At 64.3% G+C, this 24,744-nt stretch carries 23 protein-coding genes and 1 tRNA gene; 17 read left to right on the top strand and 7 right to left on the bottom strand.

All coding sequences use genetic code 11. The features are described from left to right. Positions 1-327 precede the first annotated feature (327 nt). Together IVB31_RS18435 and IVB31_RS18430 are read right to left on the bottom strand one after the other, a co-directional pair. Entirely contained in the window at positions 328-1,338 is a 1,011-nt protein-coding gene (locus tag IVB31_RS18435) for an alpha/beta hydrolase (protein ID WP_247324899.1), read from the bottom strand. Positions 1,339-1,439: 101 nt separating this feature from the next. Beyond that, positions 1,440-2,138 carry a metalloregulator ArsR/SmtB family transcription factor gene (locus tag IVB31_RS18430; protein ID WP_247324896.1) on the bottom strand — a complete coding sequence of 233 codons (699 nt, stop codon included), beginning with the start codon at positions 2,136-2,138 and terminating at the stop codon, positions 1,440-1,442. A 148-nt stretch (positions 2,139-2,286) separates the two neighbouring features. Here IVB31_RS18430 and IVB31_RS18425 point away from each other — a divergent pair, with 148 nt between their 5' ends. From IVB31_RS18425 to IVB31_RS18415, 3 genes are read left to right on the top strand one after another with little or no spacing between them, the layout of a single operon-like run. Beyond that, positions 2,287-2,595 carry an NIPSNAP family protein gene (locus IVB31_RS18425; protein WP_247324894.1) on the top strand — a complete coding sequence of 103 codons (309 nt, stop codon included), beginning with the start codon at positions 2,287-2,289 and terminating at the stop codon, positions 2,593-2,595. 35 nt (positions 2,596-2,630) lie between these two features. Beyond that, a complete protein-coding gene (locus tag IVB31_RS18420) occupies positions 2,631-2,981 on the top strand; it encodes an antibiotic biosynthesis monooxygenase (RefSeq protein ID WP_018456489.1) in 351 nt (116 codons plus the stop codon). A 52-nt stretch (positions 2,982-3,033) separates the two neighbouring features. Beyond that, positions 3,034-3,843 carry an isocitrate lyase/phosphoenolpyruvate mutase family protein gene (locus IVB31_RS18415; RefSeq protein WP_247324892.1) on the top strand — a complete coding sequence of 270 codons (810 nt, stop codon included), beginning with the start codon at positions 3,034-3,036 and terminating at the stop codon, positions 3,841-3,843. A 117-nt stretch (positions 3,844-3,960) separates the two neighbouring features. Here IVB31_RS18415 and IVB31_RS18410 read toward each other — a convergent pair whose 3' ends face one another. Beyond that, complete coding sequence (locus IVB31_RS18410; protein WP_247324891.1) at positions 3,961-4,359, bottom strand: hypothetical protein; 399 nt, start codon at positions 4,357-4,359, stop codon at positions 3,961-3,963. A gap of 162 nt (positions 4,360-4,521) precedes the next feature. On the opposite strand from IVB31_RS18410, the gene IVB31_RS18405 reads away from it, so the two are divergent. Beyond that, positions 4,522-5,172 carry a trimeric intracellular cation channel family protein gene (locus IVB31_RS18405; RefSeq protein ID WP_247324890.1) on the top strand — a complete coding sequence of 217 codons (651 nt, stop codon included), beginning with the start codon at positions 4,522-4,524 and terminating at the stop codon, positions 5,170-5,172. Here IVB31_RS18405 and IVB31_RS18400 read toward each other — a convergent pair whose 3' ends face one another. Continuing rightward, entirely contained in the window at positions 5,173-6,399 is a 1,227-nt protein-coding gene (locus IVB31_RS18400; protein WP_247324889.1) for a cytochrome c, read from the bottom strand. 282 nt (positions 6,400-6,681) lie between these two features. Here IVB31_RS18400 and IVB31_RS18395 point away from each other — a divergent pair, with 282 nt between their 5' ends. The 9 genes from IVB31_RS18395 (at position 6,682) to IVB31_RS18355 (ending at position 20,413) form a co-directional block, all read left to right on the top strand. Further along, positions 6,682-10,173, top strand: a complete 3,492-nt coding sequence (locus IVB31_RS18395) for an indolepyruvate ferredoxin oxidoreductase family protein (protein WP_247324888.1) — start codon at positions 6,682-6,684, stop codon at positions 10,171-10,173. Positions 10,174-11,119: 946 nt separating this feature from the next. Further along, positions 11,120-12,277, top strand: coding sequence for a thiolase domain-containing protein (locus IVB31_RS18390; RefSeq protein ID WP_247324886.1), 1,158 nt, complete (start codon positions 11,120-11,122; stop codon positions 12,275-12,277). Continuing rightward, positions 12,277-12,666, top strand: coding sequence for an OB-fold domain-containing protein (locus tag IVB31_RS18385; protein WP_247324884.1), 390 nt, complete (start codon positions 12,277-12,279; stop codon positions 12,664-12,666). Before IVB31_RS18390 ends, IVB31_RS18385 begins: the two co-directional genes overlap by 1 nt. A 146-nt stretch (positions 12,667-12,812) precedes the next feature. Further along, positions 12,813-13,673, top strand: a complete 861-nt coding sequence (locus IVB31_RS18380; RefSeq protein WP_247324883.1) for a MaoC family dehydratase — start codon at positions 12,813-12,815, stop codon at positions 13,671-13,673. A gap of 234 nt (positions 13,674-13,907) precedes the next feature. Beyond that, on the top strand, positions 13,908-14,786 hold the full coding sequence (locus IVB31_RS18375; protein WP_247324882.1) for an SDR family oxidoreductase: 879 nt from the start codon (positions 13,908-13,910) through the stop codon (positions 14,784-14,786). Between the two features lie 65 nt (positions 14,787-14,851). Beyond that, entirely contained in the window at positions 14,852-15,805 is a 954-nt protein-coding gene (locus tag IVB31_RS18370; protein ID WP_247324877.1) for a dihydrodipicolinate synthase family protein, read from the top strand. A gap of 4 nt (positions 15,806-15,809) precedes the next feature. Beyond that, entirely contained in the window at positions 15,810-16,610 is an 801-nt protein-coding gene (locus IVB31_RS18365; protein ID WP_247324875.1) for an NUDIX hydrolase, read from the top strand. 77 nt (positions 16,611-16,687) lie between these two features. Beyond that, entirely contained in the window at positions 16,688-17,602 is a 915-nt protein-coding gene (locus IVB31_RS18360; RefSeq protein WP_247324874.1) for an EamA family transporter, read from the top strand. Positions 17,603-17,725: 123 nt separating this feature from the next. Next, positions 17,726-20,413: a PAS domain S-box protein gene (locus IVB31_RS18355; protein WP_247324873.1), complete on the top strand. Its 2,688-nt coding sequence runs from the start codon at positions 17,726-17,728 to the stop codon at positions 20,411-20,413. Positions 20,414-20,418: 5 nt separating this feature from the next. On the opposite strand, the gene IVB31_RS18350 is transcribed toward IVB31_RS18355, so the two are convergent. After that, positions 20,419-20,769 (bottom strand): GrlR family regulatory protein, encoded by a 351-nt coding sequence (locus IVB31_RS18350; protein WP_007603093.1) that lies wholly within the window; start codon positions 20,767-20,769, stop codon positions 20,419-20,421. A 256-nt stretch (positions 20,770-21,025) separates the two neighbouring features. Here IVB31_RS18350 and IVB31_RS18345 point away from each other — a divergent pair, with 256 nt between their 5' ends. Next, positions 21,026-21,541: a hypothetical protein gene (locus IVB31_RS18345; protein WP_247324871.1), complete on the top strand. Its 516-nt coding sequence runs from the start codon at positions 21,026-21,028 to the stop codon at positions 21,539-21,541. 73 nt (positions 21,542-21,614) lie between these two features. Here the strand turns inward: IVB31_RS18345 and IVB31_RS18340 are convergent, their stop codons facing one another. After that, positions 21,615-22,001, bottom strand: a complete 387-nt coding sequence (locus tag IVB31_RS18340) for a VOC family protein (RefSeq protein ID WP_247324869.1) — start codon at positions 21,999-22,001, stop codon at positions 21,615-21,617. A 249-nt stretch (positions 22,002-22,250) separates the two neighbouring features. Here IVB31_RS18340 and IVB31_RS18335 point away from each other — a divergent pair, with 249 nt between their 5' ends. The 3 genes from IVB31_RS18335 to IVB31_RS18325 all read left to right on the top strand — a co-directional run bounded on the left by IVB31_RS18335 (position 22,251) and on the right by IVB31_RS18325 (position 23,605). Beyond that, positions 22,251-22,754, top strand: coding sequence for a hypothetical protein (locus tag IVB31_RS18335; RefSeq protein ID WP_247324868.1), 504 nt, complete (start codon positions 22,251-22,253; stop codon positions 22,752-22,754). A 160-nt stretch (positions 22,755-22,914) separates the two neighbouring features. After that, on the top strand, positions 22,915-23,376 hold the full coding sequence (locus IVB31_RS18330; RefSeq protein ID WP_247324859.1) for a hypothetical protein: 462 nt from the start codon (positions 22,915-22,917) through the stop codon (positions 23,374-23,376). A 152-nt stretch (positions 23,377-23,528) separates the two neighbouring features. Next, a tRNA-Arg gene (locus IVB31_RS18325) sits at positions 23,529-23,605 on the top strand. Positions 23,606-23,660: 55 nt separating this feature from the next. Here the strand turns inward: IVB31_RS18325 and IVB31_RS18320 are convergent. Next, on the bottom strand, positions 23,661-24,626 hold the full coding sequence (locus IVB31_RS18320; protein ID WP_247324855.1) for an AraC family transcriptional regulator: 966 nt from the start codon (positions 24,624-24,626) through the stop codon (positions 23,661-23,663). Positions 24,627-24,744: the final 118 nt, after the last annotated feature.

Here is a 24,744-nt window from a genome sequence, read left to right as displayed (position 1 = left end):
GGGCGGCCGGCCATCGGGCGGCAGCCGCCATAGGGGCCGCGATACCAGCCCGGCCCGCAGCCGCCGGCGGCGCTGGCCGCTTCGCTGAAACCAACGACCGCGCTGGCAAGCATGACGGCGGCGAACAGATATTTCATGTGAACTTCCTTCTCGTCCTTGGGGCAGATTCCTGGGGGCGGCGCCTCGCGGCGCACAATGAATCAAAAGACACGATTCGACATGTTAAATTTTGCAGCATGCCGACACGTCGCAACCCAAATCTGCCAATCATGACCTGAATGCGGCATGAACATTCTGCGCATTCGGCTTCAGGCGACGGCAATGGCGCTAGCGGCCGAGAAAGCCCAGCACCAACTCCCTGTACTTCTCCGGCGCTTCCAGGAAGACGAGATGGCCGGTGTCCGGGATCACTTCGGCTCGCGCATTCGGCATCATCGCCGCAAACGCTTTTGCCAGCTCGGCGTTCTGCCCCATCTTTGCGCGCAGTGCTTCCGGCGCGAGTGGCCGGCCCGGCGCGTTGTGGTCGTCGGCGCCCATGATGAACAGCGTCGGCTCGGTGATGAGCGCGACCTCGTGCGCGACCGACTCGCGATAGATCATCTGGCCGGAGCTGACGAAGGCGCGTAGCCAGCGCTTGTAGTCTGGGCTGCCCTTGATGTTGAAGCGGGCGTCGATGAACGGCGTGATCTGGTCCGGCGGCAGTTTTATTGCGTAGTTGGTTTCGAGCTGTTTGCGATAGCCCTCAGGCGTCAGCTTGTCTTCGCTCTCGATGACCTTCTCGGTCGGCGTCGGCGGCACGTAGAGGCGGTAGTCTTCCAGTCCGATCGGCGCCGTCAGCACGAGATGGGCGACGCGGTCCGGATAGGCGCGGGCGATGCGCACGCCCAGCATGCCGCCGAGCGAATGGGCGACGATCTCGGCCTTGTCGATCTTGAGATGATCGAGCAGCGCGATGGTGTTGCGCGCCAGCGTGTCGAAATGCAGTTCGCCCGTTGGCTTGGAGGATTTGCCGAAGCCGATCTGGTCCGGCACCACGACGCGGAAGCCGGCGTCGTTCAGCATCTTGATAACGGGTGCCCAATAGCTCGACGGAAAATTGCGTCCGTGCAGCAGCACGACAGTGCGGCCGTTCGGCTGCGTCGGCGCGACATCCATATACGCCATGCTGAGCTGCTCGCCGTCGTTGGCAACAGGCAGCAAATGCACCGGATAGGGATAGGCAAAGCCTTCGAGCGCGATGCCGTAGGGCTCGCGCTGGGCCGTGTCGGCGGCGTGAGCGGAGGCGAGAGGGGAAGCGAGGAGGGCAGCCGCGAGGGTGGCCAAAGCGAAGCGGTTCATGGAACTCTCTGAGGGTGCACGGAACGATCGTTCGCATAAAGACGTGGACGGCCGGGTCAAGCCCGGCCACGACGAGAGGCGTCGTTCACACGGATTTGTGTTTATTCCCGCCCATCACCGAACAAAGCGGCAAACTGCTTCTCGCCGGTGCGGGTGAAATTCACCACACGGCTGCCGGGCGTGGCGTCGCGGGCGGCCCATTTCAGTTCGGCGAAACGCTGCATCATGGCAGCGCCCAGCGTGCCGGCGAGATGGTGGCGCCGCTCGCTCCAGTCGAGGCACGCCTTGCACACCGGGCGGCGCGGATGGGTGAGCATGTCCGCCGAAATCTGCAAATGCTTTGCAAGGAAGCGCTCGCCTTCCGCCGTCAGCTCGATGTCCTGTTTCTTCTGTTTGATCAGGTTTTGCGTGCGCATGGTGTCGAGCATTTGCACGCCGAGATCGCCGGCGAGATGGTCATAGCAGATCCGCGCGCGCCGCAGCGCCGGATCCTTCGGCCCGGTGCGCACGCGCATATGGCCGGTTCGCGCGGCAAGCCCTGCAAGGCCTTCCAGCACGCCGGCGACGTCGTCGTCGGTGAGGCGGTAGTAGCGGTGGCGGCCCTGCTTCTCCGGCTCGACCAGCCCGCCTGCCTCCAGCTTGGAGAGGTGCGAGCTCGCGGTCTGCGGCGTGATGCCGGCCTCCTGCGCGAGCTCGCTCGCGGTCAGCGCACGGCCGTTCATCAGCGCCGTGAGCATGTTGGCCCGGGCGGGATCGCCGACCAACGAGGCAATCATGGCGATATCGGGACCTGATTTCATGCTTCGATGGTAGCCGAAGCATCGCGGTCGGGCAAGCGCGTAGCGTGTTGCCACGAACAGGTCATTGCGAGCGAAGCGAAGCGATCCAGATGCTTCAGCGGCCACGGTGTTGCTCGCGCTTTCGCGATGAGAGATTAAGGAGCCCAACATGTCCGTCACCGTCTTCATCCGCTACCAGCTCGATCCCTTCAAGCGCGCGCAGTTCGAGGAGTACTCAAAGCGCTGGCTGACCATCATCCCGAAATGCGGTGGCGACCTGATCGGCTATTTCATGCCGCACGAGGGCACCAACAATATCGCGTTCGCGCTGATCACCTTCGAGAGTCTGGCCGCCTACGAGGCCTATCGCGCCCGGCTGCGTCAAGACACCGAGGGCATGGCGAACTTCCACTTCGCCGAGGAGCACAGATTCATCCTCGCCGAAGAGCGCACCTTCCTGCGCCAAGTGGTCTTGTAAGTGGTATTGTAGGCCACCAACAGCAGGAGATGCCCATGATCGCCGTGATCTTCGAGGTCTGGCCGAAGCCCGAACACCGCCAGGATTATTTCGACCTCGCAGCCGATCTGAAGCCGATCCTGCAAACCATCGACGGCTTCATTTCGGTCGAACGCTTCGAGAGCCTGACTGAGAAAGGCAAGATCTTGTCGGTGTCGTTCTGGCGGGACGAGGCAGCCGTGCAGGCCTGGCGCAACACGATGGAGCACCGCCGCACGCAAGCGAAGGGCAGGGCAAAAATCTTCGCTGATTATCATCTGCGCATCGCCAGCGTCATCCGTGACTACAGCATGAATGATCGCGAGCAGGCGCCCAAGGACAGCCGCGCGGTGCACGACGCGCACTAGCGCTCGCGATTGTGCGTGCCTATCTCTGCGCGGCCAACTCAGGGAGAGAAACATGCAACTGACAACCGCTGACAAGCGCGCAACCTTCAGGAAGATGCACGAGAGCGGCTGCTTCATCCTGCCCAATCCGGTCGACGTCGGCAGCGCGAAAGCGTTGCAGCATCTCGGTTTCAAGGCGCTGGCATCGTCGAGCGCGGGCTTTGCCTGGACTATCGGCAAGGCCGACAACCGCGTCACCGTCGAGGATGTCTGTCAGCATCTGGCAGCATTGAGCTCAGCCGTCGACATCCCCATGAACGCGGATTTCGAGGGCGGCTTTGCCGTCGAGCCGGACAAGGTCGCTGACAATGTCGAGCGCTGTGTGCGCACCGGCGTTGCCGGTCTCTCGATCGAGGATTCCACCGGCGACAAGGACAAGCCGATCTACGAGCGCTCACTCGCGGTCGAGCGTATCAAGGCCTCGCGCAGGGCGATCGGCGACAGCGGCACGCTGCTGGTCGGCCGCTGCGAGGCGTATCTGTGGGGCGTGACCGACCTCAAGCTCGTCATTGACAGGCTCACCGCCTATGCAGACGCAGGCGCCGATTGCCTCTACGCGCCGGGGCTGAAGACCCGCGAGGACATCACTGCGGTGGTGAAGGCTGTCGCACCAAAACCGTTCAATCTGTTGATCGGCGGCTCCGGACTGTCGGTGAAGGAAGCCGAGGATCTCGGCGTGCGCCGGATCAGCGTCGGCGGCTCGCTCGCCCGCGCCGCCTGGGGCGGCTTCATGCGTGCCGCGAAGGAGATGGCGGAGAAGGGCACCTTCAGCGAGCTTGGCAGCGGCTATCCCGGCGGCGAGCTCAACAAGATGTTCAGCTAGAGCACCAGCCGGGGAAGTGCGCAGCGGTTCTCCCGACAGGGGCGTGCTCAAACAAGAGATCCAAACGAAAAGCGGCGGGACTTTTGATCCCGCCGCTTCGCGTTCCAACCGGACAGATTATTGCGACTTGTCGGACGGGGCCGCCGGCTCAGGCGCGGCCGGCTTGCTCGGCGCGGCACCCGTGGTCACGCCGGGCTCGGTGTTGTTGCGCGGCGTCACGTCACGCATGCCGGGAGGGGCGGCTGGATTGGTCACCGGCGCCTGCTGGGCGGTCTGCGTCGCGGGCGCATTGCTCGCCTGGTTGCCCGTGCTGCTATTGTTCAAGCCATAGAACACTGCACCCAGCACCAGCGCGACAGCCACAGCGAACATGGCGACCTTGCCGCTGGAGGCAGGGCCTTCACCCAGTTCGGGGTCGGCTTGAAGATAGGCATCATCCCGTCGCGCCGTACGGAGATACTCATCGTCGGCGAGGTTCGGGCGGTACGGATCGTTGGGAAAACGGTCGTCAGCCATCGTTGGTCTCCTCGTTTATGACGGCTGGACAACCCCCGGATGCGAGATTCCGTTCCGCCTCCATTATGCTTTCGTCGCATGTTGCCCCGGTCTCGGGAATCGGGAACCTGTTCCTTGGGAGCCGAAGACGCCGGGTTCCGTCGTAGGATTAAGGAACAAGCGATGTGGAACCTGCCGCCAAGCGATAGCGTCCTCCATTTCCTGTCGCTGGTCGCGTTGACCGCGCAAGGCGTGACGGCTGCGCTCGCGGCGGGCCGACGCAGCATGGATTGGCTCGGCGTCTGCTTCCTCGGCTGCATTACCGCGCTCGGCGGCGGCACGCTGCGCGATCTCCTGCTCGGGCATTATCCGCTGGCCTGGGTCGCCAACCCGGTCTATCTCGCGTTTCCCGGCGCGGCTGCACTGCTGACCATCCTGTTTGCGCGTTTTGTGCACCGGCTCAGGCTCGCCTTCGTCGTGCTCGATGCCATCGGGCTCGTGGTCTTCACCATGACCGGCTGCGACGTCGCCTGGCAAATGGATGCCTCGCTGCCGATCGTCATCGTCTCCGGCATGGTGACGGGCTGCGCCGGCGGCGTGTTGCGCGACGTGCTCTGCAACGACGTGCCGCTGTTGTTCCGCTCCGAGCTCTACGCCAGCGTCTCGGTCGTCACCGGTCTGTTCTATGCGACCGCGTTCGGATTGCAGATCAACGCCGAGCTCTGGACCATCCTGACCTTCATCCTGGGCATCAGCTTCCGCCTGCTTGCGGTCCGCTACAAATGGGAGATGCCGAAATTCGTGTTCACGGGAGACGAGGAGCGAGAGCCCTGATTACGGCTCCTGCTTCCGCGCCTTCGCCACCTGTTCCGGCGTCACCAACGGGGCCGCGTTGCCCCAGGAATTGCGGATGTAGTTCGTCACCGCCGCGATCTCGTCATTCGACAATTGTTTGGCGTAGCCCGGCATCTCGCCTGTGTTGGGCGCGCGCGAGGTCGTCACGGTGTGGGCGCCGTCGAGGATGATGCGCAAGGTCGAGGACGGATTGACCGATTGCAGCAACGCGTTGGCAGGCAGCGGCGGATAGATGCGTGGTGCCCCGGAACCGTCGGCCTCATGGCAGGCGATGCAGAGTTTGGCGTAGACGGCCTGGCCGGCCTTCATCTCGGTCTCGTCAGGCGGCGTCACGATCGTCTCACGCCGCGCCGGCGGCAGGCTCTTCAGGTAGACCGCGATCGCACGCACATCGGCATCGCTCATCTTCGCGGTCGAGTTGACGATGACTTCCGCCATCAGCCCGCCGGCATGGCTCTTGGCGTTGCGGCCGCTCTGAAGATATTCCGTGATGTCCGCGACACTCCACGACTTCAGCCCGGTGCGCACGGCGCCATCGAGCCGCGGCGCATACCAACCGCCGATCTCGCTGCCGGACAACGCCTGTGCGGTCTTGTCCGCCCCGAAATAGTTCTTCGGCGTGTGGCAGGCGCCGCAATGGCCGAGCCCAGTGACGAGATAGCCGCCCCGATTCCACGCCGCGCTCTGGCTTTGGTCCGGCTCGAACAGGCCGGGCTTGAAGAACATGGTGTTCCAGACCCGCATCAGGCCGCGATAGCCGAACGGCCAGCGCAGCTCCGGCGGCTTGTTGCGGCTGATCACGGGCGCGAGCGTTCCGAGATAGGCCCGGATCGCCAGCGCGTCGTCCTTCGTCATCTTGGTGAAGTAGGGATAGGGGAAGGCCGGATAGTAGTTCGAGCCGTCAGGTGCGATGCCGGTGCGGACAGCGCGCACGAAATCGGCATCCGTCCAGGCGCCGATCCCGGTGTCGCGATCCGGCGTCAGGTTCGGCGCATAGATCGCGCCGAAGGGCGTGTCGATCCGCTTTCCGCCCGCGAAGGGTCTTGCGGGATCGACGGTATGGCAGCCCGCGCAATCGCCGGTCTCGACCAGCGCCTTGCCGTAGGCGATCAGCTCCGGCGACGGCTCGGCGGCGCGGGCCGCGCTCGCAACCGCACTGCACAACGCAAAACCCAAAAGCGCTAGGCCAGCCAGAATCGTCCGCATCGAAAGCCTCTCCTGCGACCTATTGAAGCCGGCCCCCGTGATCAGGGCGTCAATTCGTTTCGCGACGGCGGGGGTATGGTGACACAAATTGAAAATCGCGCATGCCATTGCAGCCACGAAGTTGCGATTTTTACCCGGCGCTGCCTTTGGTCCAGATTTGTGATGCGGAGCGTTAAATATCCGACATAGAGTGGCGGAGGTGGTCGGCGCGCCCTAGCTAAAAACAACGGGCAGGCAACGGCTTAGGCAGCCAAACGCTCAAAAAGGGCGGAAGAGGACATAATGGGCATCAACCAGGGTCCGATCAGTCTCGATCAAAAATACACCCAGGACACCGGCCATATCTTCACGACGGGCATCCAGGCGCTGGTCCGCCTGCCCATGGCCCAGATTCGCCGGGACCGCGCTGCGGGGCTGAACACTGCAGGCTTCATCTCCGGCTATCGCGGCTCGCCGCTCGGGGGCTACGACCAGCAGCTCTTCGCCGCCCGCAAGCATCTCGAACAGTACAACATCAAGTTTCAGCCCGGCGTGAACGAGGATCTGGCGGCCACCGCCGTCTGGGGCTCGCAGCAGCTTAACCTCTCACCGGGCGCCAAATACGACGGCGTGGTCGGCATCTGGTACGGCAAGGGCCCCGGCGTCGACCGCTGCGGCGACGTGTTCCGCCACGGTAATGCCGCCGGCTCGGCCAAGAACGGCGGCGTCTTGTGCCTTGCCGGCGACGACCACGGCGCGAAATCCTCTACCGTCCCGCATCAGTCCGACCACGCCTTCATGTCCGCTTTGATGCCGTATCTCTATCCCTCGAGCATCCACGAAATGATCGAGATGGGCCTGCTCGGCATTGCGATGTCGCGCTATTCCGGCTGCTGGGTCGGCATGAAGGTGATCACGGAAACGGTGGAGACCACCGCCGAGATCGACCTCACCGACGAGATGACGCCGTTCGTGATCCCCGCCGATTTCGAGATGCCCGAGGGTGGCCTCAATCTGCGGTGGCCCGACGACCGCTTTGCTCAGGACCGTCGCTTGCAAGACTACAAGGGGTTTGCCGCGATCGCCTTCGCGCGGGCGAACAAGGTCAATCGCGTCACCATGGATTCGCCGAACGCCCGCTACGGCATCATGGCGTCCGGGAAGAGCTACGAGGATATAAGGCAGGCGCTGCGCGAGCTCGGCATCACGCCCGAGGTCGCCGCCAAGATCGGACTTCGATTGTACAAGATCGGCATGCCTTGGCCGCTGGAGCCCGAAGGCGTCAGGCAATTTGCCGTAGGCCTCGAGGAAATCTTCATCATCGAAGAGCGCCGCGAGATCGTCGAAAATCAAGTGAAGCAGGAATTGTTCAACTGGCGCGACGATGTCCGTCCCCGCATCATCGGCAAGATGGACGATCACGACAAGCGCTTCCTCCCCTTTGCCGAGGAACTCAGCGTCGCCTCGCTGGCCAGTTCGCTCACCGAGCGCCTGCTTCGCCTCGATCTCAATCCCGAAATTGCAAGCATGCTGCGCGCCAAGGCCGACTGGTTCAACGGCCGCCAGGCCACGCAAATGCAGGCGACTGCGCCTGTCTCCCGCACCCCATATTTCTGCTCCGGCTGCCCGCACAACACCTCGACCAAGGTGCCCGAAGGTAGCCGCGCCTTTGCCGGCATCGGCTGCCACTTCATGGCGCTGTGGATGGATCGCTCCACCGAGACCTTCACCCATATGGGCGGCGAGGGCGTGCCGTGGGTCGGCGTTGCCCCCTTTACCAAGGAAGAGCACGTGTTCGCCAATCTCGGCGACGGCACCTATTTCCACTCCGGCAGCCTTGCGATCCGCCAGGCGGTCGCCTCCGGCGCCAACATCACCTACAAGATCCTCTACAACGACGCGACCGCGATGACCGGCGGCCAGCATGTCGACGGCGAATTGTCGCCGCAGCAGATCACCTTCCAGCTCCACAGCGAAGGCATCCGCGAGATTTACCTCGTTTCGGAGAATCCAGACGCCTATCCGGCGAACGAGATCGCGCCCGGCGTCAAGACCGCGCATCGCGACGAACTCGACGCGGTTCAGAAGACGCTGCGCAAGGTGAAGGGTGCGTCCGCGATCGTCTTCGTGCAGACTTGCGCCGCCGAAAAGCGCCGCCGCCGCAAGCGCGGCACGCTGGAGGATCCGGCACGCCGCGTGCTGATCAATCCCGCGGTGTGCGAAGGCTGCGGCGATTGCTCGGTGCAATCGAACTGCATTTCGGTCGAACCTCTGGAGACGGAGATGGGGCGCAAGCGCGCCATCAACCAGTCGACCTGCAACAAGGATTATTCCTGCGTCAAAGGCTTTTGCCCGTCCTTTGTCACCGTCGACGGCGGCAAGATGCGCAAGCGCGCGCCAGCGGGCGTTGGTGATATCGGCGATCTGCCGGAGCCAGCGTCGCGACCGACGCTGGAGCGGCCCTACAACGTCGCGGTCGGCGGGGTCGGCGGCACGGGCGTGCTGACGATCGGCGCGCTGCTCGGCATGGCCGCCCATATCGAGGGCAAGGCCAGCATGATCCTCGACATGTCCGGTCTCGCGCAAAAGGGCGGCGCGGTGCTGAGCCATGTTCGGCTTTCCGAGCACACCGCCGACGTCACCTGCTCGCGCATTGTCACCGGCACGGCCGATCTCGTGCTTGCCGCCGATGAAGTGGTTGCCGTCGCCAAGGACACGATCTCGCTCTGCGACACCAGCCGCACCCGCGGCATCATCAACAGCCACGTCATCCCGACCGCCGATTTCGTCCTGAACCGCGACTTCAATTTCCAAACCCGCAAGCTGAACGGGTTGCTGGAAACGGCGCTGCACCAGGACTCGGTGTTCTTCGACTTCACCAAGCCGGCCGAGCAGCTGCTTGGTGACAGCATCGCCACCAACATGATGATGATGGGCTACGCCTATCAGAAGGGGCTTTTGCCTTTGTCGGCGGAGTCGATCGAGCAGGCGATCGAGGTCAACGGCGTCTCGATCAAGATGAACAAGGAAGCTTTCCGCCTCGGCCGCCTCGCGGTCGCCGATCCCGCGCGCCTCGCCGGCATGCTGAAGGGGACCGACGAGGTTGTCGTGCCGAAGACGCTGGATGCGATGACGCTCGACGAGGTCATCGAGCACCGCGCCAGACATCTGACCGCTTATCAGAACGGCCGGCTCGCCAAACGCTACCGCAAGCTGGTTGATCAGGTCCGCGATGCCGCCACGCAGGCCGGGTACGACGACGCGCTGCCGCGCGCGGTCGCAGTCAATTACGCCAAGCTGCTGGCCTACAAGGACGAATACGAAGTCGCGCGCCTCTATACCGATGGCGCCTTCGAAAAACAGCTTCGCGACCAGTTCGAAGGCGATTTCAAGTTCAACTTCAATCTCGCCCCGCCGATCCTCGGCGGTGGCCTCGACGCCCTCGGCCGGCCGAAGAAACGTGCCTTCGGCCCCTGGATGCTCCCGGCGTTCCGCGTGCTGGCGAAATTCAAATTCCTGCGCGGCACGGCGCTCGACATTTTCGGCCGCAGCGCCGACCGCAAGCTCGAGCGCGACCTGATCGTGGGCTACGAGAAGGACGTCGCCACCGTGCTCGGGTTGTTGTCGCCGCTCACGATCGATACCGCGGTCGAATTGCTGTCGCTGCCCGACCGTATCCGCGGCTACGGACCGGTGAAGGAGAAAGCGGTCGCAGACGCCAAGGCCCGCTACGCCCAACTCGCTGCCGATCTCGCGAGCCCGCCGCCCGCGCCAAGGCAGATCGCGGCGGAATAAGGCAGTCTCGGTGGGTAAAGGCGCGAAGCGCCGTGCCCACCATCTCACCGGGATTGCGCGAGAACTGGTGGGCACGCTTTCGCTTTGCCCACCGGCACCGTCCCTTGCGTTGCCCGTCGGGCAAAACACCAATGGGCGGGTCAATCCACCCAAGCAAAAATATTCCAGTTTACCGAAATTCGGAATTGTCGTATCTGCTGCTCACCTCATCCCTCTCAGAGGGGCGTATCGCGATCGTCACGAAACGCGGGGTGAGTGGCGGTGGACGTGGGCTGCGTCGCGCGAGATTGTCTCGTGCACGACGGGCGCGGTCTCGCGTACGGCAAAATCGTGTGGTCCTGACGCCCGGGGTCTGTGCGTCAAGTCTTGCGGTCACTCGCAAGGCGACGGGGGCAATAGTGCATCGCTCCCCGGGGAGAGCGCGACATAAGCCGTAAAGCCACTGCGCAGGGAAGGCCGGATGTTTGGCTTCACCTGTATGCCGCTGTGCAGCCTCTTGTAGCGCAACCTTCGCACAGTGGACCCGTGGGTGCCCGGCCGGCACCCGGTCTTCCCTGCGCCCTCTGTTTGAGGAGCGGAGCAAGACGCATGCAAAGCTCGGGCGCGACGCGCCGCGAGGCTGCTTCGCCGCGCCTGGAATAATGTTAAGGCAAGCTGCAATCTATGACCGTCATCCTGAGCTGCGAGCCTCTTCGGCGACCCTCGAAGGACGATGGACCGGCTGTCGCCGCGACGCGTACCCCGAAACATCTCGGCCGTTCATCCTTCGAGGCTCCCGATGGGGCGCTCTGCGCCCCGTCACTCGCACCTCAGGATGACGGGGCAGGGAAGCCACTTGCACCGACCCGCTGCCCTCTCGCCCGACGGAATATTTCCGCGCTTGCCAAGCAGGCCACCGCGGTTCAGAAAAAAGAGCCGAGAAGAAACGCGAGCGGAGACCTCTGTTTTGACCATCAAGGGCAAGGCCTACATTGCCGGGATTTTTGAACACCCGACCCGGCATGCGCCGGACAAATCCACCGCGCAGCTCCACGCCGAGGTCGCCAAGGGCGCGATCGAGGATGCCGGGCTTAGCAAGGACGATGTCGACGGCTATTTCTGCGCGGGCGACGCGCCGGGCGGCGCCTGGCCGATGGTCGATTATCTCGGCCTGAACACCAAAAAGCTCCGTCATGTGGATTCCACCGAGACCGGCGGCTGTTCCTACATCATCCATCTCGGCCATGCGGCGGAGGCGATCGCCGCAGGGAAGTGCTCGATCGCGCTGATCACGCTCGCCGGCAAGCCGCGCACCGGGGCGATGCCGCCACGCGCGTCGGGCGCCGAGGCCGATTTCGAGTTGGCCTATGGCGCGACCACCCACAATGCCTATGGCATGTGTGCCATGCGCCACATGCACGACTACGGCACTACCTCCGAGCAGCTCGCCTGGATCAAGGTCGCGGCCTCGCATCACGCGCAATACAATCCGCATGCGATGCTCAAGGATGTCGTCACGGTCGAGGACGTGCTGAACTCGCCGATGATCTCCGATCCCCTGCACCGCATGGATTGCTGCGTCGTCTCCGACGGCGGCGGCGCGCTGATCGTGACGACGCCGGAGATCGCCAAGAGCCTGAAAAAGCCTCTCGTGCGCCTGATCGGCCATGGCGAGGCGATGAAGGGCCCGCGCGGCGGCAAGGACCTCGATCTCACTTACTCCGCCGGCATCTGGTCCGGTCCGCGTGCGTTCGAGGAAGCCGGCATCACGCCGGAGGACATCAAATACGCCTCGATCTACGACAGCTTCACCATCACCGTGCTGATGCAGCTCGAAGACCTCGGCTTCTGCAAGAAGGGCGAGGGCGGCAAGTTCGTCGCCGACGGCAATCTGATCTCCGGCGTGGGCAAGCTGCCGTTCAACACCGACGGCGGTGGCCTCTGCAGCAACCACCCCGTCAACCGCGGCGGCATGACCAAGATCCTCGAAGCCGTGCGGCAGTTGCGCGGCGAGGCGCATCCGAAGGTGCAGGTGCAAAATTGCGATCTCGCCATCGCCCACGGCACCGGCGGACTTTTGGGCGTACGCCACGCCGCCTCGACTGCGATTCTGGAGCGCGTGTGATGAGCGAAGCAAAAAAGTATCCGGCGCCGGTGACGAACCCCGAGACCGCCGCGTTCTGGGACGCGGCGAAAGAGGGCAAGTTCATGATCAAGCGCTGCACCGCGTGCGGCGAAGCGCATTACTTCCCGCGCGCGATCTGCCCATTCTGCTATTCGGACAAGACGGTGTGGGAGGAGTCTTCGGGCGAGGCCACGATCTACACCTGGAGCCTGATGCGGAAGTCGCCGACCGGTCCCTACGCGATCGGTTACGTCACGCTGAAGGAGGGGCCTTCGCTGCAGACCAATTTCGTCGACTGCGATCTCGAGACGCTGAAGATCGGCCAGAAGGTGAAGGTGGTGTTCAAGCCAACGGATGGCGCACCACTGCCGTTCTTCACGCCGGTGTAGGATGGTCTTCATCCGGAGGAGCTTGCGAAGCAAGCGTCTCGAAGGATGGCCAAGACAAAGAAGCGTTTCGGGCATCTCGTGGTTCGAGACGGCGCAAGAGCGCCTCCTCACCATGAGGATGAGAACCACCGGAGGAAACCACCAAAATGTCCGCCAGATACGAAGAACTCAAAGGCCTGAAGAACCTCGGCCAGAAATATGCCTACGGCGATCGCGAAGTCATGCTGTACGCCTATGGCATCGGGCTCGGCGCCGACCCGATGGATGAGAACGAGCTCGCCTTCGTCAACGAGGGCACGCTGACGCCGCGGCCGCTCAAGGTGGTGCCGACGTTCGCCTCCGTTGCAGCCTGGGGCTCGGGTCCCGGCGAGATGAATCTCAACCGCGTCATGGTGGTCGACGGCGAGCGCGATATCACCTTCCACCAGCCGCTGCCGGTGGCCGCGCACATCACCGCCGACTCCTCCGTGATCGAGGTCTACGACAAGGGCAAGGACAAGGGTGTGGTGATCAGCCACCAGACCGTGCTCAAGAATGAAAAGGGCGAGAAGCTCGCAACGCTGGTCGCCTCGCGCTTCGCCCGCGGCGACGGCGGTTTTGGCGGGCCGAACCTGACGCAGCATGATGCGCACAAGATCCCCTCGCGCGCGCCCGACAAGACCATCGACATCGTCACGCGTCCCGACCAGGCGCTGGTCTATCGCCTCTGCGGCGACCGCAATCCGCTCCACTCCGATCCGGAGTTTGCGAAGAAGGCCGGCTTCCCGCGTCCGATCCTGCACGGCATGTGTACCTACGGCATCACCTGCCGCGGCGTGCTGCAAACCTATGCCGATTACGACGCCTCCGCCTTCCGCCAGCACGTCGCGCGGTTCTCCTCGCCGGTCTATCCCGGTGAGACCGTGACCATGGACCTCTGGAAAGACGGCAACACGATCTCGTTCGAAGCCAAGGTAAAGTCGCGCGGCGTCACCGTGATCAAGAACGGCAAGACGGTGCTGGGTTAGAAGGGCGCCGCCGTTTCACTCCCTCGGCCCGCTCTTACGGGGAGAGGGTGGGGTGAGGGGCTCTCACCACGACCGGTGACGGTATTGAGACTTGTACCCCCTCACCCGGATCGCAAGGGCGACATAGCCGAAGCTCCGCTTCGGTGTTTTTTAGAACGGCCGCCCAAGGCGGCCTATACCTCTCCCCGCAAGCGGGGCGAGGTAAGAAAGAAACAAAAATAGGGAGACGCCACCATGGGACTACTCGATGGCAAGGTTGCGCTGATCACCGGCGCGGGCGGTGGGCTCGGTGAGGCCTACGCAAAGCTGTTCGCGCGGGAAGGGGCGTCCGTCGTCGTCAACGACCTCGGTGGGCCCCGTGACGGCTCCGGCGCCGACACCTCGATGGCGCAGACGGTCGTCGACGCGATCAAGGCCGAAGGCGGCAAGGCCGTCGCCAACGGGGCCGACATCTCCACGATGGAAGGCGGCCAGTCGCTGTTCGACGACGCCATCAAGCATTTCGGCCGCGCCGACATCCTCGTCAACAATGCCGGCATCCTGCGCGACCAGACCTTCGCCAAGGCCAGCGAGTCCGACTGGGACAAGGTGATCAAGGTACATCTGAAGGGCACCTTTTGTTGCACCTTGCCGGTGTTTCGCTGGATGCGGGAAAACGGCGGCGGCGTCATCGTCAACACCTCATCGACCTCGGGCCTGATCGGCAATTTCGGCCAGAGCAATTACGGCGCGGCCAAGGGCGGCATCTGGGGCCTGTCCAACGTGCTGGCCATCGAGGGCCGCAAATACAACATCCGGATCTGGACCCTGGCCCCGGGCGCGCTGACCCGCATGACCGCAGACCTGCCCCGCTATAAGGAGAACCCCTCGGCGGCGCTGGGGCCGGACGGCATCGCGCCGGCCGTGCTATACATGGTCAGCGACTTGTCGGGCGACCAGACGGGCAAGGTGTTGGGCGTGTCCGGGCCCCGCGGCGTGCGCGAAATGCGGATGATGGAGATGGAAGGCTGGAAACCGCCGCACACGGGCTGGAACGCCCGGGACATCGCTGAGCATGCCAAGGAGATCTTCTTCTCCGAGGAGCAGATCAAGATGGGCGCGCGGCGGTTTTAGGCTACCGTCATTCCGGGTACGCGAAGCGTGAGTCCGGATGACGAAGAGATAGACAAGGAAAGACGATGAAACTGACCGCCGACGCCAAGGGCACCTTCGCAATCGCGCCGACGCCGTTCCACGACGACGGCCGGATCGACGAGCGCTCGATCGACCGCTTGACCGATTTCTACGAGGAGGTCGGCTGCGACGGCGTCACGGTGCTGGGGATCCTCGGTGAGGCACCGAAGCTCGATGCCGTCGAGGCCGAGCAGGTGGCGGTGCGCTTCGTCAAGCGCGCCAAGAAGATGCAGGTGATCGTCGGTGTCTCCGCGCCGGGCTTTGCCACCATGCGCTCGCTGGCGAGGGCCTCGATGGACGCGGGCGCGGCCGGCGTGATGATCGCGCCGCCGCCGTCGCTCCGCACCGACGACCAGATCGTCGGCTATTACAAGCAGGCGGCCGAGGCGATCGGGCCGGATGTGCCCTGGGTGCTCCAGGACTATCCGCTGACGCTCTCGGTGATCTTCACGCCCGCCGTGATCCGCAAGATCGTCATGGACAACGCGAACTGCGTGATGCTCAAGCACGAGGACTGGCCGGGACTGGAAAAGATCTCGACGCTGCGCAATTTTCAGAAGGACGGCTCGCTCCGTCCGCTCTCTATCCTCTGCGGCAATGGCGGCATGTTCCTCGATTTCGAGATGGAGCGTGGGGCCGACGGCGCCATGACGGGCTACGCCTTCCCGGAGCTTCTGATCGACGTCGTCAACCTCTCGAAGGCCGGCAAGCGCGACGCCGCGCACGATCTGTTCGACGCGCATCTGCCGTTAATCCGTTACGAGCAGCAGCCCGGCGCGGGCCTTGCCGTGCGCAAATACGTACTGCAGAAGCGCGGCATCATCGCCTCCAGCGCCCAGCGCAAGCCCGGCGCGACTATCACGCCGGCGGCGAAAGCCGAGGTCGAGTATCTGCTGTCGCGCGTTGCCCGCGTCGACAAGCGCGCCAATCTTGGGCCGCAATCCAGCGCCGCAGGTTAGCTGCATGCCCGAGACATCAGCATCACGCCCGGCTTCGACCATCCTCCTGCTGCGCGACAGCGCAGCAGCGAAGGAACTCGAAGTCTTCATGATGGTCCGCCATCATCAGATCGAGTTCAACTCGGGCGCGCTGGTGTTTCCCGGCGGCAGCGTCGATGCTGGCGATCAGGAGATCGTCAAGCGGTCCGACGTCTACTCGGGCGGCGAGGGCCTCAGTGAATCGGATCGCGGCTTTCGTATCGCTGCGATCCGCGAGACCTTTGAGGAGAGCGGCATCCTGCTGGCGCGGTCGAAGGATTCGGGCACGCCCATCGATGCCAAACGCGCGGGTGAGATCGCCGACGCGCATCGCATCGCGCTCAACGAGCACAAGATCAGCTTCCTCAGCATCCTGGCCGACAACGGCCTCCAGCTCGCGCTCGACACGCTCGTGCCTTACGCGCACTGGATCACGCCCGAGGGTATGCCAAAACGTTTCGACACCTGGTTCTTCCTTGCGGCAGCGCCGCCCGACCAGCTCGGCGCGCATGACGGCCGCGAGTCGACGGACTCGATCTGGGTCTCGCCGCGCGAGGCGGTGGAGGGCGGCGAGAGCGGCCGTTTCAAGCTGCCGTTCCCGACCACGCGCAATCTGATCCGGCTCGCCAAGCAGTCAAGCGTGAGCGCTGCACTGGAGCATGCCCGCGGCCTATCCGTCGTCACGGTGATGCCGGTCATGACCAAGACCGAAACCGGCCGCCAGCTCCGCATTCCTCGCGAGGCCGGCTATGACGGCGAGGTGTTCGAAGTCGGGGCGGTCGGCTAGGACACTTCGACACAAAGCGAAGTATTGGCGATTACGGACGCGCTAGGCTCGGTCCCTGACAACCGGCGGAGCGCGACATGGACAACCGGCAGGACACTAACATCGCCGTCGAGCTGGCGCTGCTGGTCGCGCTCGCAACGCTCTGGGGCGGCTCCTATACCTTCATCAAGCTCGGCGTCGCCACCATTCCGCCGATCACGCTGATCGCCGCGCGCACCGCGATTGCGGGCCTGCTGCTGCTCGCGATCATGTGGGCGCGGGGCATCCGGATGCCGAGGGATGCGGCGACCTGGCAGCGCTTCGCCTTCCAGGCCGTGCTCAACAGCGTCATTCCCTGGACGCTGATCGCCTGGGGCGAGCGCCATGTCGATGCGTCGCTCGCCACCATCCTCAACTCGGCCGGCCCAATCTTCACCTTCCTGCTCACGGCCGTCGTGACGCGACACGAGGCGACGACACCGCGAAAGCTGGTCGGCGTGGTCGCCGGCATAGCCGGCATCCTGCTGATCGTCGGCGTCGACGCGTTCCATGATATCGGAAGCGGTCTCGTTGCAGAGGCCGCGATCGTTGCCGCCACCATCTGTTACGCCTGCGCCGCGATCTTCGGCCGCAGCTTCAAGGGCCTCGATCCCATGGCGCCTGCGGCAGGCTCGCTGCTGGCGGGGGCGGCGGCGCTGATCCCGGCCTCGCTGATCGTCGAACAGCCGTGGACGCTGTCGCCCTCGCTCGGTTCCGTGCTGGCGCTGCTCGCGTTGGCGACTTTCTCGACGGCCGCAGCCTTCGTGATCTACTTCCGCCTGATCCAGACCCTGGGCTCGGTCGGCACCACTGCGCAGGCCTATCTGCGGGTGCCGATCGGGGTTGCCATCAGTGTCGCCTTCCTCGGCGAGAGCCTAAGCCAGACCGCCTGGATCGGCCTTGCCTGCGTCGTCCTCGGCGTCGCCGCCATGACCATCCCGGCCCGGCGGCCGGCCGGCGTCAAAACGTCGTAGATCGAGGCCGAGGGAGGCGCAGGCTCGCAATATTAAGGATATCCGGCGCCCCCGGGCATGTTTCCCCGGCGCCGCAAACCATCGTATATTGGGCCTCCAGTAGCCGGGTCCTTAAACACACCAATGTCCGCCGAATTGACGCCGACCCCTGAGAAAAAGCGAACATTCTCGCTCTCCATCGGCCAGCTCACCTTCGGCAGCTTCCTCCTGGTGCTGGCGGTGATCATCGTCACCTCGGCCGCGAGCGTGATCGCGATCCGGCATATCGACACCACCTTTGCCGAACTGCAGCGGCTGCAGAGCGTCGGTGACCTCGCCGAGGACATCGACCGCCGCATGAATGAGTTGCGGCTCGCCGCGCGCGACTTCGTCACCGACCCCGGCGCCGGCATCCAGTTCAAGCAGGTGGGCGAGGCCGCCTCGACGCTCAGCGACATCCTGAAGAAGACCCGCATCGAGCTGGTGCCTGAGCAGCAGGATATGATCGACGGGGTCAGCGAGCGGCTCGCGACCTATCGCAGCGGCCTGGAGCGGATCTCGACGCTGATCGACCGGCGCGCCCAGCTGCTCGCCGGCCTGCCGCCGCTGCGCGACCAGTTCGACGCGGCTGTCTCAGGCACCGCGGACCGCGAGTTGGCGTCGCGCCTTTCGGAGGCGCAGAGCCGGATCGCGCTCGGATTGCTGGCGCGCAACCCGTCCGCGGCGGAGCAGGCCGCGCAGGGAATGCGGGCGATGGACATCACCGATGCCAGGCTGAAATCGGCGGTCAATAATTATGCCGAGGCCATCATCGCGGTGGCGGTCCGTGAGCGGCAGATCGCCGACATCGACCGCGAGGTGCTGGGAACCGAGGGCCGGCTGATCGGCCGCGTCACCGAATTGCTGCGCGAGGTCAGCGCTCGGCGCGGCCACGTGCTGTCGCGCGACTTTGCCCGCACGCTGACGGAGGCGCGCTGGCAGAGCATCGTGCTCGGCACGATCGGCGTGCTGATCGGCATGGCTGCGGCGTTGTTCGTGGTGCGCAGGACGGTGCGTCCGCTCGCCCAGATCGCGCGCTCCATTCGCGCGCTCGCGGCGGGCGAGAAGAACGCATCGATCCCGTCCGCCGACCTCGACAACGAGATCGGCGACATCGCACGCGCAGCCGAAGTGTTCCGCCGCGCGCTCGAGGAGGCCGACACGGCGCGCGAGGCGGCGGTGCGCGCGCTGACCGAGCAGCGCCTCGCCGAAGAGAGCTACCGAAAACTGTTCGAAGGCTCGGTCGACGGCATTTACGTGACGACACCTGCCGGTGATCTCCTCAACGCCAATCCGGCGCTGGCGCGGATGATGGGCTATGACAGCCCCAAGCAGCTCATCGACAGCATCAACGACATCGCCCACACCATCTACGTCAATCCCGAGGCGCGCGTCGAATATCAGCGGCTGATGGCGCGCGACGGCATGGTGCGCGAGTTCGAATACCAGGTGCGCCAACGCAGCGGCAACATCCTATGGCTGTCCGACAGTGCCACCGGCGTCCGCGACGAGGCGGGCAACATCGTCCGCTACGAGGGCACGCTGCGCGACATCACCGACCAGAGGCGGGCGGAAGACGCCATCGCCGAAGGCCGGCGCCTGCTCCAGCAGGTCATCGACACCGTGCCCGCCGTGATCAACGTCAAGGACCGCGACCTGCGCTACGTGCTGATGAACCGCTACATGGCCGGCATCTTCGGCATCGAGCCCGGCGATGCGCTTGGCCGCACCACCGCCGACCTGATGTCGCGCTACGGCGCGGCCAAGACCGACGAGAACGACAAGCGCGTGCTCACGCTTCGAAAAGGTCTCGGCTTCTACGAAGAGGAGTACAAGGACTCGTCCGGCAACATGCGGCAATGGCTCGTCAACAAGCTGCCGCTGCTCGATGCCGAGGGCGAGATCGAACGGATCGTCACCGTGGCGCTCGACATCGGCGAGCGCAAGCGCGGCGAGCAGGAGATGCGGAAAGCCAAGGAATCCGCCGAGACCGCGTTGCGCAATCTGCGCGAGACCCAGGCTTCGCTGATCGAGGCTGAGAAGCTGGCGGCACTCGGGCGCCTCGTCGCCGGCGTCGCGCACGAAGTCAACAATCCCGTCGGCATCAGCCTCACGGTCGCCTCCGCGCTGGAGCGCAAGACCGCGATGTTCACCGCCGAGGTCGAGCGCGGCGAACTCCGCCGCTCCACGCTCAACGACTTCCTCCACACCAGCCGCGACGCGTCCTCGCAGCTCGTCTCCAATCTCAACCGCGCCGCTGAGCTGATCCAGTCGTTCAAGCAGGTCGCCGCCGACCGCAACTATTCGGACCAGCGCAGCTTCGATCTCGGTGACCTCACCGAGCAGGTGGTGATGAGCCTGCGCCCCGGCCTGCGCAAGCACAATTTGACGCTCAATGTCGAGTGCCAGCCTGATCTGACCATGAACAGCTATCCCGGACCGTACGGCCAGGTGCTGACCAATCTGTTTCTCAACGCGGTGGCGCACGCCTTCCCGGACGGACGGCCGGGGACCATCGACATCCAGGTGCGCGAGTCCGGCAAGGAGAATGTCGAGATCATCTTCTCCGACAATGGCTGCGGCATGTCGCTCGACGTCCGCCGTCGTGCATTTGATCCGTTCTTTACCACAAGACGCGACCAGGGCGGCACCGGTCTCGGGCTGCACATCGTCTACAGCATCGTCACGAACCGGCTCGGCGGACGGCTCGATCTCGATTCCGAACCGGGCAGCGGCACCCGCATCCAGATCATCCTGCCGCGCGTGGCGCCGCTCGAGCAGGCTGCGGAGTGAGCTGACTAATCGGCTTCTGCGAGCTTGTGCAGAGTCGCGCCGAAAATCTGGCTGGCCTTGCCGACCAGTGCGGTGCCCGTCATGTCCCCGCGCGTCTCCGTGAAGGTGCCGCTGACGCCGATACCGACCGCGGCAGGGCCGCCGAACAGCGGATTGTCGTCGCCTCGCGGAGAGGTGTGACGCTGAACCAGCACCTCGCCCTTGAAGGTGTTGTCCTTCACCGTGTAGCTGCCGGTGTAATAGAGGTAGGCATCGCCGCCAAGAATCTTGCCATCGCGAAAAAGAATCACGCCGCTGCCCTTGCCGACCCGGCCATCGAGCAGGTTCACGTGAATCGAATAGAGGCCGTTCTTCATAACGTCCCGAGGCCGGCCGCCATCGCCCAATGGCGTAACCGGTAGCGCTTTTATGCCAAAGCGCATCCGCTCACGCAACGCGGGAGTTTGCCGGCGGCCGTGCGGGCCTGCCCGTGAGCCGTAGTTGTCCCGGCTTGTCCGTGATGGCGCCATGACTGTCTGATCATGAAGCGAGGCCAGTCGTTGCGAATCAAGTTGGCCCGCGAAATGCATAACCATTGTTGCACTAGCCGCGGGGTGCTGGAGCAAGACAAACGTGAGCAACTGGATCGATTCCGGCGGCGAAGAGCCGCATCTGTACAGTGTGCGTCCCACGATTTGCGTGCGTCCCACGATTTGCGAAACGCGACCACGGCGGATTGGCGGCGCGTCACGCTGGCGAAGCGTGACGAGTCTCAGTTGCGCCTTGGCCCTGATCGCTGTCGCAGCGCCCTTGGGGTACGCCCGCGACCGCGGCCAGTTCGTCAACACCAATGCCGATTTGAAGGCCTGGTTCGACGGATTGCGCAGCGGCAAGGGGCCTTGCTGCTCCGATGCCGACGGCTCGGCGCTCTCGGACACCGACTGGGATAGCAAGGACGGGCACTATCGGGTCCGCGTCCCGCGCTATGGCTACGTGCTCGAAGGCCAGCAGCAGGAGCTCGTCTGGGTCGACGTGCCCGAGGAGGCGGTGATCTCGGAGCCGAATCGGGTGGGTCGCACCATGGTCTGGCCGATCTACGGCTACACCGGCGTCGCCATCCGCTGCTTCATGCCCGGTAGCATGACCTAAAGCGCGCCGGATCATGCTTCTGGGCGCACCGGGTGGCGCCTTGCCCCGGTGGGCTGATGCGGCGCGCGCCGTGTCAGGTATATTTCTTGTCGCGCTCGAGCAGCTCGATGGAGATGCCTTCGGGGCCACGGATGAAGCAGATGCGCACGCCGGGGCGGATCGTGGTCGGTTCGCGCGTGAAGGTGACGCCCTTGGCCTTGATCTCGGCCGCGACGGCGTCGATGTCCTTCACCGTGAGACCGAAATGGTCGAGGCCCTGATGCGGGTGCGACGGTGGCGGGTTGACCGCGTTGTCGCCCTCGAGCGGCGCAATGAAGATTCTTGCGCCGCCGAGATTGACCTCGATCCGTCCCGGTGCGCGCACGATCTCGCCACCGAGGATGTCCCGCAGCCAAGCCGCCGTGGCCTCCGGATCGGGGCTGCGCAGATGGACGTGATCCCAAGTGACGACAATAGGCATTTCATGTTCTCCCGACGAGGTCTTTCGGTGTTGCAGCGCATGTTAGCGGCCTCGGACGCTGACCGCCACCGCCGTGCCGCTTCGCGACTGCGCGGGAACCTTAGTTCGTCTTCCGGATTAAGGTAAGCAGTGGGCCGGTCCGTCGTCGAACGTGCTTCGGCCGCTAATCGGTGATCAATCATGCACGCTGGGTTTGACCGCATCGGGTTAGGGCGTTTCGCCGGGACCGGCGAACGACTGGCGCGGGCCGTGACAATCGCGAGCGTGTCGTTTGGCCGAAGTTTGCTGTGGCTGCTGGCGATCATCATCGTCGGTTGCGGCGTCTGGATGCTGCTCCCGCTCTCCCGGGGCAACAGTGCCGAGCCGGTGACATCTGACGTGGCAGCGATCGAGACGGCGCCTTCGGGCAATGCGGCGGCAGCCGGGTCGCCGGTTACCGAAGCCCAGACTCCGGCAATGGCAGAACTCGGCCGAATCAGGATTTCATCTCAGACTTGGCGCCGCGGCGGCCTTGGCTCGAAGGCCTTGGTGACATTCACGCTGCGAAACGACAATGACTATGCCGTAAAGGATGTCGAAATCGTCTGCGCGTTTGCGCGGCGCGACGGCAGTCATCTCACCGACCGCAGCCGCGTTCTGGCGGACCCGGTCAGCATGAAGAGCCGCAAGACTTTTGCGCGCATTCCTGTCGGCTTCGTCAACGTGAATGCCGATCAGGCGAAGTGCTCGCTGGTTGCAGCACGTCGAGCGTAAGGGCGGCATTTTCCGGTAGCGGAAAAGTGACTGTCGGCAGGCCTTGGCCAAAAAACTTGCCGTCGCCATTTGAACCCAACGGCTGGGCCAGGAACCAATTAACAGATCGCCTGTTGAGGCGGAGAGCCCACGCGCGGATGCGGGGGGCGGAGCGCGGCCAATGCCCATCTTTCGGTATTTCGTCTTTGTCGGTGGAGCTCTGCTCGCACTGCTGTTCGCGGCGAATTACGTTCTGCCGGCATCGCCTGTGACGCAGGCCGTCGCAGCCGCAAGCAACGAACAGCCGCTGATCCGGATCCGGTCCGATCGCCACCTGCCTGAGCGCGTCGTGCTCGACACCAGTCAGCCGACGATTGCCGCGCCTGCGGTGAAGATTGCCGCTGTCGCGGCTCCGCAGCCGCCGGTGGAGGGCATGTCGCCGGCTTTGGCCGAGATGTCGGCCAAGGCCCGGGTCCGCGAGACGTTCGCCCAATTCACGCCGGCCGCGAAGGCCCAGCCTTCTCAGGCGCCGGTTCAAGCCAAGCGCAAGGTCGCCAGGACGCATCCGGCGCCGCAGCCCGGACGTCCCATGATGCTGGTGGCACAGCAGCCGCATTTCGGTCTCTTCGACACCACCTGGTGAAACAGCCTTCCACTCGCCTCGATTGGGCGCGCGAAGGGCTTTTTATTGGCCGGGCTCTCTGCTAATTCGATCCCATCCGAACGATGCCCGCCCTGCCTGTTCGCCAGCAGCGGTCCGGTTCGTCTCGGTTGCGGCCCATTGCCTGGGCCAGGGCGCTCGTAGCTCAGCTGGATAGAGCATCGGATTTCGATTCCGAGGGTCGGGAGTTCGAATCTCTCCGAGCGCGCCAGTTCCGGATATGTTCCAGCGCCGACGCGCGATAATTGCCGCAACGGTCGGCGCAGTCAGCCTGCCCGAAAACCCCCTTGCCGCCCCCGGGCGAGCGTGTCCGAGGGCGTCTCGTGAAAGGTCGCTCGGTAGGCCGCGGCAAACTCACCGAGATGATGAAAGCCGTGGGCACGCGCGCATGTGGCGACAGTGGCGCCGCCGCCTTTGAGGAGGTGGGTCCGGGCGGCCCACAGCCTTTTCAGGCGAATATAGTGGTGCAGGCTCATGCCGCGCACCTTGCTGACCGCGCCGCCGAGCGTCCGGATCGAGACGCCAAACTCACCGGCCAGATCGGCTGTATAGATCGGAGCAGTCGGATGGGTTGCGACATAATCGTCGATCCGCTGCACGAGTTTGACCGACCGCTCACCCTGCAGCGAGGCGCTCCTGTCCGAGAGTGGAGCGATTCGAAACAGATCGTCGAGCGCGAGCAGCAGGCCTTCCTGGAGATGGGCGGCGACCTCGGTGGTTTCGAACAGGGACGGCTGCATCGACGCGGTTCGCAGAATGTCGAGCAGGAGTTGCCGTGTATGGAGCAGGGCGGGCCGGTTCGCGACATAGGCCCGCAAATCGTCTGCCTGATCGAACCAGCCCCGGTCGCTCAGGTCGGGTGAGAAGATGATCATCGCATGATGATTGGTCCGGGGCTCGACGAAGTGGCATTCGTCGTTGCCGCGGAGCGCAACGAAGAAACGCGCGTCGAGATCCATTCCCTTGAAATTGACCTGAAGGTCGTCCGTCATGGACAGGATCACCATCCCGCCCGGCATCCGATAGGCGGTGTCGAGGATGCGCGCGAACGAGCGCATCAGGACGATGCGGCACGCCGGCAGGGAGACGAGAGCGCGAGCCGCGGCGAAGTTAGGGACGTCGAGCGGAATGCTTCTCGCATCCTCCATCGACTCGATCGGCCGAAACGCATCGACGTCGGCAAAGCCGATCAGTCGAAGCGCGGAGGATGGGGCGAGGGTGTCGAACAACATGCGTCTGGCCGGATGCTGCAATGTGACAATGAAATGAATTTCCGTACACGCAATCAATGGCGAAACATGTCAATTCAGTAAACCGGATTCTTGACCGTAGGATTGCGGACATCATCTC

This window comes from Bradyrhizobium sp. 21 (genome assembly GCF_023073335.1).
GTDB lineage: Bacteria > Pseudomonadota > Alphaproteobacteria > Rhizobiales > Xanthobacteraceae > Bradyrhizobium.
This window is presented reverse-complemented; position numbering and strand designations above follow the sequence as displayed.